The following is a 10,324-nucleotide window of genomic DNA, read 5'->3' on the forward strand; positions in this document are numbered from 1 at the left end:
GTCGGTCGTTTCACCCCTTCCTGCGAGGTAAGAAGCACCTCTACGTCAGGGGTTCCAACACCCTCTTGTTCTGAGCAAGCCGCTTACGCTTTTTAAATAAAAAAAGGGGTGAACATCATGATTTTATTAGAAAATGTAAAGAAAATATATAAATCAAAAAGCGGTGATGTCACTGCTGTGGATAATGCCAATTTACAAATAGAGAAAGGCGAAATCTTTGGTGTTATTGGATATAGTGGTGCTGGAAAAAGCTCTTTGATTAGGTTGTTTAATCAATTAGAGAAACCAACTTCCGGACAGATCACGATAGCTAATCGTGTTATTTCAGCAATTACTGGTAATGAACTTCGCAAGGCAAGACAAGAAATCGGAATGATTTTTCAACATTTCAACTTACTTTGGTCACGAACTGTACGTGAAAATATCGCTTTTCCACTTGAAATTGCGGGTGTTGATAAAGCGGAAAGAAGAAAACGTGTGGAAGAGTTAATTCGTCTTGTTGGATTAGAAGGAAGAGGAGACGCATATCCATCTCAATTGAGCGGTGGGCAAAAGCAGCGTATCGGTATCGCGAGAGCGTTAGCGAATAATCCGAAAGTTCTTCTATGTGATGAAGCAACTTCGGCTCTTGATCCAGAAACGACAGATCAAATTTTAGATTTACTATTAGATATTAATAAGCGCCTCGGTTTGACAATTGTACTAATTACACATGAGATGCACGTAATTCGAAAAATTTGTAATCGCGTTGCGGTAATGGAGAAAGGGAAGATTGTAGAAAGTGGTCCTGTACTTGACGTATTCCGTAATCCAAAACAGGATATTACAAAACGATTTGTACAGCAGCTAACTGATTCAGAAGATACAAATGAAACAATTGAGAGTTTGATAGAAAAGTATCCAGATGGAAAAGTAATTCGCTTGCAGTTTATTGGTGAAGCGGTAGAACGTCCCGTACTTCAAAGGCTAATGCAACGCAGTGATATTGAAGTTAGCATTTTGCAAGGGAATATCGCACAAACGAATAACGGCTCTTACGGCAGTTTAGTCGTTCATTTAAACGGTGAGGAAACAGCGATCCAGCAAGCAATTCAAGGAATACATCAAGATCAAGTAGAGCTGGAGGTGATTGCACATGGATAAGTTACTCGCAAATGTAGATTGGAATCAAATGCTAGAAGCGACAGGTGAAACATTATATATGACGGCAATCGCAGCACTTGCGACATTTGGTTTCGGTCTTATTTTAGGATTGTTACTTTTCATGACGGCAAAGGATAATTTGTGGGAAAACAAAGCGATTCACACAGGGATTGGAGCATTTGTAAATATTTTTCGTTCTATTCCATTTATCATTTTAATTATTTTATTAATTCCATTTACGAAGATTCTTCTTGGAACAATTCTTGGAGCAAGCGCAGCACTACCGGCTTTAATTATTGGAGCAGCACCTTTTTATGCAAGGATGGTTGAAATCGCACTTCGTGAAATTGATAAAGGCGTGATCGAAGCTTCAAAGGCAATGGGAGCGAAAACAAGCACAATTATTTGGAAGGTATTGATTCCGGAATCGCTTCCAGCGCTTGTATCTGGTATTACGGTAACGACAATTGCTCTAGTAGGTTATACAGCAATGGCTGGTGTTGTAGGTGCTGGTGGGCTTGGTACACTGGCATATTTAGAAGGATTCCAGCGTGGAAATAACGATGTGACCATTGTAGCAACAATTTGTGTATTACTCGTTGTTTTCTTGATTCAATTTATTGGTGATTTTGTTACAACTCGAATTGATAAACGATAAAATAAAACGGGGAAGGGTGTTTATATCATGAAAAAATTATTACTTACAGCACTTATTTCAACTTCAATTTTTGGGCTAGCAGCTTGTGGTGGGAAAGATAAAGATGAAAAGACACTTGTTGTGGGAGCTTCTAACGTACCGCATGCTGTTATTTTAGAAAAGGCAAAACCTTTACTTGAGAAAAAAGGAATTGAATTAAAAATTGAAAAATTCCAAGATTACGTGCTTCCGAATAAATCATTAGCAGATAAGGACTTAGATGCAAACTACTTCCAGCACATTCCATACTTAGAAAAAGAAATAAAAGATAAAAAATATGATTTTGAAGTAGCAGGGAAAATTCACTTAGAGCCAATAGGAGTATATTCTCAAAAATATAAAAGCTTAAAAGACCTTCCAGACGGAGCAACAATTATTATGAGTAATTCTGTTGCTGACCATGGACGTGGTTTAGCAATCTTACAAAAAGAAGGTATTTTAAAAATTAAAGATGGTCTAGATCCTGTTAAAGCAACTACGAAAGATATTGCAGAAAATCCGAAAAACTTGAAGTTCAAAACAGATATTGAGCCTGGTTTATTACCACAAGTGTATAACAATAAAGAAGGCGATGCGGTTTTAATTAACTCAAACTATGCGATTGATGCAAAATTAAACCCAGAGAAAGACGCGATTGCAATTGAAGGAAATGACTCTCCATATGCAAACGTAGTTGCCGTTCGTAAAGGCGATAAAGATAAAAAAGAAATTAAAGCTCTTATAGAAGTGTTACATTCTAAAGAAATCGAAGACTTTATTAATAAAGAATATAAGGGAGCTGTTGTTCCTGTAAAAGAATAATAGGTTATAAAAAGGGCTGGTAAATGCCAGCTCTTATTTTGTACCTAGTAAAACTCATATACGATAAAAATTCTAAAAATTACAAAAAAGAGGGTGAAACCTGATGAAGAAAATTATATTATCCATTTTTATAGCATTCTTTGTATTTGCATTAGCTGCTTGCGGCGGGAAAGATGAAAAGACACTTGTTGTGGGAGCATCTAATGTACCACATGCTGTTATTTTAGAAAAAGCAGAGCCTATTTTAGAGAAAAAAGGTATTAAACTAAAAATTAAAAAATTCCAAGATTATGTATTACCAAATAAAGCGTTAGCTGATAAAGACATTGATGCGAATTATTTTCAACATATCCCTTATTTAGATAAAGAGATTCAAGAAAAAGGATATAAAATTGTAAGTGCAGGAAAAATTCATTTAGAACCGATGGGAATCTATTCTAAGAAGTATAAAAGTTTAAAAGACCTTCCAAATGACGGAACGGTAATTATGAGTAATAACGTAGCAGAACGTGGTCGTATGCTTGCATTATTGCAAAAAGGCGGTGTCATTAAACTGAAAGATGGTGTAGATATCGTTAAAGCAACAGTCAAAGATATTGTCGAGAATCCAAAGAACTTGAAGTTTAAAACAGATGTTGAGCCAGGTCTTACACCAAAATTATATGAGAACAATGAAGGCGACGCATTATTCATTAACTCAAACTATGCAATTGATGCAAAATTAAACCCAACAAAAGATGCAATTGCTATTGAAGGATCAGAGTCTCCTTATGCAAACATTATTGCGGTTCGTAAAGGTGACGAAAATAGAAAAGAAATTAAAGAGCTTATAGAAGTATTACATTCAAAAGAAATTCAAGATTTTATTAAGAAAGAATACAAGGGCGCTGTACTTCCAGTAAGTGAATAGGCGTAGGAAAGGGCTAGGAAATTTCCAGCCCTTTTTTCTTTATATAAATAAGAAGAAAGGTGTATCATAGTAGGATGTGAGGGAAATACTTATGTACATTTGTGAAAAAATTGTTACTTTTTTTCAGTGTTTGCGATATCATTTTATTTGATATAAAATTAGAATGAGAATAAAATGAGAATGTGAACGTTTTAGGAATTTTTAAAATGTATATATAGGATTAATGGAGGTATTGAGATGGCTGGTTCTACATTAACGGTTAAAGACTTACATGTATCAATCGATGGTAAAGAAATTTTAAAAGGTGTAAACCTTGAAGTAAAAGGTGGAGAAATCCACGCAATTATGGGACCTAACGGAACTGGTAAATCAACTTTATCTTCTGCAATTATGGGTCACCCAAAATATGAAGTAACAGAAGGTAGCATCGTAATCGACGGTGAAGATGTATTAGAAATGGAAGTAGATGAGCGCGCACAAGCGGGTCTATTCCTAGCAATGCAATATCCAAGTGAAATTAGCGGAGTAACAAACGCTGACTTCTTACGTTCTGCAATTAACGCACGACGCGAAGAGGGCGATGAAATTTCTCTTATGAAATTTATCCGTACATTAGATAAAAATATGGAATTCCTAGAAATGGATCCAGAAATGGCACAACGTTACTTAAACGAAGGTTTCTCTGGCGGTGAGAAAAAACGTAATGAAATTCTTCAATTAATGATGATTGAGCCAAAAATCGCAATCTTAGATGAGATCGACTCTGGTCTTGATATCGATGCATTAAAAGTTGTATCTAAAGGTATTAACGAAATGCGCGGCGAAGAGTTCGGTTGCCTAATGATTACGCATTACCAACGTTTATTAAACTATATCACTCCAGACTTCGTTCACGTTATGATGAACGGTCGTATCGTTAAATCTGGTGGCCCTGAGCTTGCGCAACGTCTAGAAGCTGAAGGTTACGACTGGATTAAAAAAGAATTAGGTATTGAAGACGAAACAGCAGAGCAAGAAGCGTAAGAGAGGAGCATAAACATGACAATCGGTACATTACCTTTCGATCAAGAAACAATCCGTCAGCGCGCAAGCGAAGTAAACGAAGCTGCTTGGTTGACTGAGTTCCGCTTACAAGCTCTTGCACAAGCAACTGAACTTCCAATGCCAACGCCTGATAAAACAAAAATTGATAAATGGGACTTTATCGGAAAAGGCGCTACTCCTAAGCAAGAGCCTGTAAGTTCTTTAGCAGAACTTCCAGAAGCAGTGAAAAATTTAATCGATGAAAATAATAGTGTACTTGTACAACGCACTGGTACAACTGCATTTGTTTCTTTAGCTGATGAAGCAAAAGAAAAAGGTGTTATTTTCACAGATATCGTAACAGCTGCAACTGAGCATGCTGAACTAGTACAAAAGTACTTAATGCAGGGCGGCGTGAAAGTGGATGAACATCGTTTAACAGCACTTCATGCAGCATTAATCAACGGCGGTGCATTTGTATATGTTCCGAAAAACGTTGTTCTTGAAACACCACTTCAAGCTGTATTCTTAGTAGACGGCGAAGAAGCAAACGTATATAACCACGTATTATTTGTAGCTGATGCTAACAGTTCTGCAACATACGTAGAAAACTACGTAGCAAATGAAACTGTTACAGGTATTGCAAATATCGTGGCAGAAGTAATCGTAGAACAAGGTGCACAAGTGAAATTCGGTGCAGTTGATCTATTAGCGAAAGATGTAACATCTTATGTAAATCGCCGCGGCGTTGTTGGTCGTGACGGCCGTCTTGAGTGGGCATTAGGTCTTATGAATGACGGAAATACAATTTCAGAGAACGTAACGAACTTAATGGGCGACGGATCATTTGCTGATACAAAAACAGTAACAATTGGCCGTGGTAACCAAACGCAAAACTTTACAACAAAAGTTGTTCATTTCGGTAAACACTCTGAAGGTTTCATCTTAAAACACGGTGTACAAACAGATAGTGCAACATCTATCTTTAACGGAATTGGTAAGATTGAACACGGTGCATCTAAATCAAATGCACAACAATCTTCTCGTGTTCTTATGTTAAATGAAAAAGCACGCGGTGATGCAAACCCAATTCTTCTAATTGATGAGGACGATGTAATGGCAGGTCACGCAGCTTCTGTAGGCCGCGTAGATCCAGTACAACTATACTACTTAATGAGCCGTGGTATTCCGAAGAAAGAGGCAGAACGTTTAGTTATCCATGGATTCTTAGCACCTGTAGTAAATGAGCTTCCAATTGAAGGAGTAAAAGCACAGCTTGTTGAGGTAATTGAAAGGAAAGTTCGCTAATGGATATTCATGAAATACGCAAACAGTTTCCAATTCTTGATCAAAAAGTAAACGGCAAACAACTTGTTTATTTCGATAGTGCAGCAACTTCTCAAAAACCAATTCAAGTCATTGAAACGTTAGAACGTTACTATAAAGAATATAATTCTAACGTGCATCGCGGTGTTCATACGCTCGGTACAAAAGCTACCGATGCGTATGAAGGTGCACGTGAGAAAGTTCGCAAGTTTATTAACGCGAAATCAATGGAAGAAATTATTTTCACGCGCGGAACAACAACTGCATTAAATACAGTAGCAGCGAGCTATGGCCTGGAAAATGTAAAAGAAGGCGATGAGATTGTCATCTCTTACATGGAGCACCATAGTAACATCATTCCGTGGCAACAAGTTGCGAAGAAAACAGGCGCGACTTTAAAATATCTTCCGCTTCAACCAGACGGAACAATCTCTATTGAAGATGCTCGTCAAACAATTACACCGAATACAAAGATCGTTTCTATCATGTATGTGTCTAACGTACTTGGAACGATTAACCCTGTAAAGGAAATTGCAGAAATCGCTCATCAAAACGGTGCAATTATGGTCGTAGACGGTGCGCAAAGTACACCTCATATGAAAGTAGATGTACAAGATTTAAATTGTGATTTCTACGCATTATCCGCTCATAAAATGTGCGGGCCTACAGGTATCGGCGTATTATATGGTAAGAAAGAATTGCTAGACAATATGGAGCCAGTTGAATTTGGCGGCGAAATGATTGATTTCGTAGACTTACAAGATTCTACGTGGAAAGAGCTTCCGTGGAAGTTTGAAGCAGGTACACCGATTATCGGTAATGCGATCGGACTTGGAGCGGCAATTGATTTTCTAGAAGAAATCGGTCTTGATAATATTGAAAAGCATGAACATGAATTAGCGCAGTACGCTTTAGAAAGACTATCAGAAGTAGATGGCGTTACAATTTATGGTCCAAAGCATCGCGCTGGTCTTGTTACATTTAATATTGATGAGGTACATCCGCATGATGTAGCAACAGTATTAGATGTAGAAGGTATTGCGGTTCGCGCAGGTCATCACTGTGCACAGCCGCTAATGAAGTGGCTAAAAGCTTCTTCTACAGCACGTGCAAGCTTCTATTTATATAATACAAAAGAAGAAATCGATACATTTGTTGAAGCGCTAACGAAAACAAAGGAGTATTTCACAAATGTCATTTAATAATTTAGATACGTTATATCGTCAAGTTATTATGGATCATTATAAAAATCCGCGTAACCATGGCGTGTTAGAAGATAGTGTTACCGTTAACTTAAACAATCCAACTTGCGGCGACCGTATTCAACTTACGATGAAGGTAGAAGATGGAATTGTACAAGAAGCGAAGTTTGAAGGAGAAGGATGCTCAATCTCCATGTCTTCAGCTTCGATGATGACACAAGCAGTAAAAGGAAAGAAAATTGAAGAAGCACTAAAGCTTTCTAAAATTTTCTCTGACATGATGCTAGGAAAAGAGTATGATGACAGCGTAGATTTAGGAGATATTGAAGCATTACAAGGCGTATGCAAGTTCCCTGCACGTATTAAATGTGCAACATTAGCTTGGAAAGCTTTAGAAAAAGGCTTAAACGAGGATAAGTAATGTAAGAGGGTCCTAAACACGAGGTTATCTAAGGAGGGACATACCAACATGGCGAAGAAACTGCCAGATATCGGCGATTACAAATATGGTTTCAAGGATAAAGACGTTTCGATTTTCCGTGCTGGACGCGGTTTAACAAAAGAAATCGTTGAAGAGATTTCACGTATGAAAGAAGAACCACAGTGGATGTTAGACTTCCGTTTAAAATCACTGGATAAGTTCTATGAAATGCCAATGCCACAATGGGGCGGCGACTTAAACGACTTAGATTTCGATGAAATTACGTACTATGTAAAACCATCTGAGAAATCTGAGAAGTCTTGGGACGAAGTACCTGATGAAATTAAAGCGACATTTGATAAATTAGGTATTCCAGAAGCTGAGCAAAAATATTTAGCAGGTGTATCAGCGCAGTACGAATCTGAAGTTGTATACCACAACATGAAAGAAGATCTAGAAGCTCTAGGAATCGTATTCAAAGATACAGATAGCGCATTAAAAGAGAACGAAGATATTTTCCGTGAGCATTTCGGAAAAGTAATCCCACCAACTGACAACAAATTCGCAGCATTAAACTCTGCAGTTTGGTCTGGTGGATCATTCATCTACGTTCCAAAAGGTATTAAAGTTGAAACACCACTTCAAGCGTATTTCCGTATTAACTCTGAAAATATGGGACAATTCGAACGTACGCTTATCATCGTAGACGAAGGCGCACATGTACATTACGTAGAAGGTTGTACAGCTCCTGTTTACACAACAAACTCACTGCACAGTGCGGTAGTAGAAATCATCATTAAGAAAGATGCATATTGCCGTTACACTACAATCCAAAACTGGGCGAACAACGTATATAACCTAGTTACAAAACGTGCGGTTTGTGAAGAAAACGCAACGATGGAATGGATTGACGGTAACATCGGATCTAAATTAACGATGAAATACCCAGCAGTTATCTTAAAAGGCGAAGGCGCTCGTGGTTTAACATTATCTATCGCGATTGCTGGTAAAGGCCAACATCAAGATGCTGGTGCGAAAATGATTCATTTAGCACCAAATACATCTTCAACAATCGTTTCTAAATCGATTGCAAAACATGGTGGTAAAGTAACGTACCGTGGTATCGTACACTTCGGACCAAAAGCGAAAAACTCTCGCTCTAACATTGAGTGTGACACGTTAATCATGGATAACCAATCTACATCTGATACAATTCCTTACAACGAAATCAAAAATGATTACGTTTCACTTGAGCATGAAGCGAAAGTATCAAAAGTATCAGAAGAACAATTATTCTATCTAATGAGCCGCGGTATTTCTGAGCAAGAAGCTACAGAAATGATCGTAATGGGCTTCATCGAGCCATTCACTCGCGAACTTCCAATGGAATACGCAGTTGAAATGAACCGCCTAATCAAGTTTGAGATGGAAGGTTCTATCGGTTAATTTAAAAGTAGAAGTGCCCTGTTTACAGGGCGCTTTTTTATTGGAGCAAATATATCAGCGCTTTGGCATGATATAAAGTGAAACTTCCCTCAGTGATGTTTTTCTTACTGAGGGTTAGTTGAACCGATCGGGCTTTTACGGGCAGTTTTCTTCCCCGCTCTTCTTCAGCCTTTACTGCTTGTTAATGCGAGATAAAGACTTTGCGATGATGTTCGACATGTGAAAAGCGGCTGAAAAACTGTCTACTTTGAGTGAATAAAAAATTTTTATCAATATAAAAATATCAAAATTGTATGATAAAGGTTTTGCTTTATAGGCTTATGTTAAGAAGTAAAAAGGATCGGGTGCATGGAAGACACTGAAAAACTATCCGTTTTGAGTGAATAATAAAAATTTTATCAATATACAAATATTAAAATTGCGTGATATAATTTTCATAATAAAAAGGAGGGATTATTGTGAAAATTCCAAGTAATTCTAAAGGAACAAAATTACTAGCAAGTTTATTAATCGGCTTTTGCACTATTAATTATTCGTTTATTTCCTTCGCTGAAACACCTAAAAGTAACTCAGCTAATACATCAAAACAAGCTAGTGACATTGATACTGGCATAGCAAATCTAAAGTATAATAATCAAGAGGTTTTAGCAGTAAATGGTGATAAAGTAGAGAGTTTTGTTCCGAAGGAAAGTATAAATTCAAATGGTAAATTTGTAGTAGTTGAACGTGAGAAAAAATCACTTACAACTTCACCAGTAGATATTTCGATTATTGATTCTGTGGCTAATCGTACTTATCCAGGAGCAGTACAACTTGCAAATAAAGCTTTTGCAGATAATCAACCTAGTTTATTAGTGGCTAAGAGAAAACCTTTGAATATTAGTATAGACTTACCTGGTATGAGAAAAGAAAATACAATAACTGTCCAAAATCCAACATATAGTAATGTGTCTGGAGCAGTAGATGATTTAGTATCTACTTGGAATGAAAAGTATTCAACAACACATACGTTACCTGCAAGAATGCAGTATACAGAATCTATGGTGTATAGTAAATCTCAAATAGCAAGTGCTCTTAATGTTAACGCTAAATATCTTGATAATGGGCTGAACATTGACTTTAATGCGATTGCAAATGGAGAGAAAAAAGTGATGGTTGCGGCATATAAGCAAATATTCTATACCGTAAGTGCAGAACTACCTAACAATCCATCCGACCTTTTTGATAATAGCGTTACTTTTCCAGAGTTAACTCGTAAAGGGGTAAGTAATACGGCTCCGCCTGTTATGGTGTCAAATGTAGCTTATGGTAGAACAGTTTATGTGAAATTAGAAACAACTTCTAAGAGCAAAGAT

At 37.2% G+C, this 10,324-nt stretch carries 10 protein-coding genes; all 10 read left to right on the plus strand.

Annotated elements, in window-relative coordinates:
* Positions 1-117 precede the first annotated feature (117 nt).
* The gene (locus BLV40_RS25290) at positions 118-1,143 is read left to right on the plus strand and encodes a methionine ABC transporter ATP-binding protein (RefSeq protein ID WP_090695088.1); all 1,026 of its coding nucleotides are present in this window, start codon (positions 118-120) and stop codon (positions 1,141-1,143) included.
* Complete coding sequence (locus tag BLV40_RS25295) at positions 1,136-1,801, plus strand: methionine ABC transporter permease (protein WP_026594171.1); 666 nt, start codon at positions 1,136-1,138, stop codon at positions 1,799-1,801. The genes BLV40_RS25290 and BLV40_RS25295 overlap by 8 nt, the downstream gene beginning before the upstream one ends.
* A gap of 27 nt (positions 1,802-1,828) precedes the next feature.
* Complete coding sequence (gene metQ, locus BLV40_RS25300; protein WP_026594172.1) at positions 1,829-2,641, plus strand: methionine ABC transporter substrate-binding lipoprotein MetQ; 813 nt, start codon at positions 1,829-1,831, stop codon at positions 2,639-2,641.
* A gap of 103 nt (positions 2,642-2,744) precedes the next feature.
* On the plus strand, positions 2,745-3,551 hold the full coding sequence (metQ, locus tag BLV40_RS25305; RefSeq protein ID WP_090695091.1) for a methionine ABC transporter substrate-binding lipoprotein MetQ: 807 nt from the start codon (positions 2,745-2,747) through the stop codon (positions 3,549-3,551).
* Between the two features lie 237 nt (positions 3,552-3,788).
* Entirely contained in the window at positions 3,789-4,574 is a 786-nt protein-coding gene (gene sufC / locus BLV40_RS25310; protein ID WP_026594174.1) for a Fe-S cluster assembly ATPase SufC, read from the plus strand.
* Between the two features lie 15 nt (positions 4,575-4,589).
* A complete protein-coding gene (sufD, locus tag BLV40_RS25315) occupies positions 4,590-5,882 on the plus strand; it encodes a Fe-S cluster assembly protein SufD (RefSeq protein ID WP_090695094.1) in 1,293 nt (430 codons plus the stop codon).
* The gene (gene sufS, locus BLV40_RS25320) at positions 5,882-7,102 is read left to right on the plus strand and encodes a cysteine desulfurase SufS (RefSeq protein WP_026594176.1); all 1,221 of its coding nucleotides are present in this window, start codon (positions 5,882-5,884) and stop codon (positions 7,100-7,102) included. The genes sufD and sufS overlap by 1 nt, the downstream gene beginning before the upstream one ends.
* Positions 7,092-7,523 carry a Fe-S cluster assembly sulfur transfer protein SufU gene (gene sufU / locus BLV40_RS25325; RefSeq protein ID WP_026594177.1) on the plus strand — a complete coding sequence of 144 codons (432 nt, stop codon included), beginning with the start codon at positions 7,092-7,094 and terminating at the stop codon, positions 7,521-7,523. Before sufS ends, sufU begins: the two co-directional genes overlap by 11 nt.
* 48 nt (positions 7,524-7,571) lie before the next feature.
* Entirely contained in the window at positions 7,572-8,969 is a 1,398-nt protein-coding gene (gene sufB / locus BLV40_RS25330; RefSeq protein ID WP_090695099.1) for a Fe-S cluster assembly protein SufB, read from the plus strand.
* A 458-nt stretch (positions 8,970-9,427) separates the two neighbouring features.
* Positions 9,428-10,324: thiol-activated cytolysin family protein (locus BLV40_RS25335; protein WP_211482142.1), on the plus strand; the 897-nt coding region annotated here is incomplete at its 3' end.

Source organism: Bacillus sp. 166amftsu (assembly GCF_900107445.1).
Taxonomy (GTDB): Bacteria; Bacillota; Bacilli; order Bacillales; family Bacillaceae_G; genus Bacillus_A; species Bacillus_A arachidis.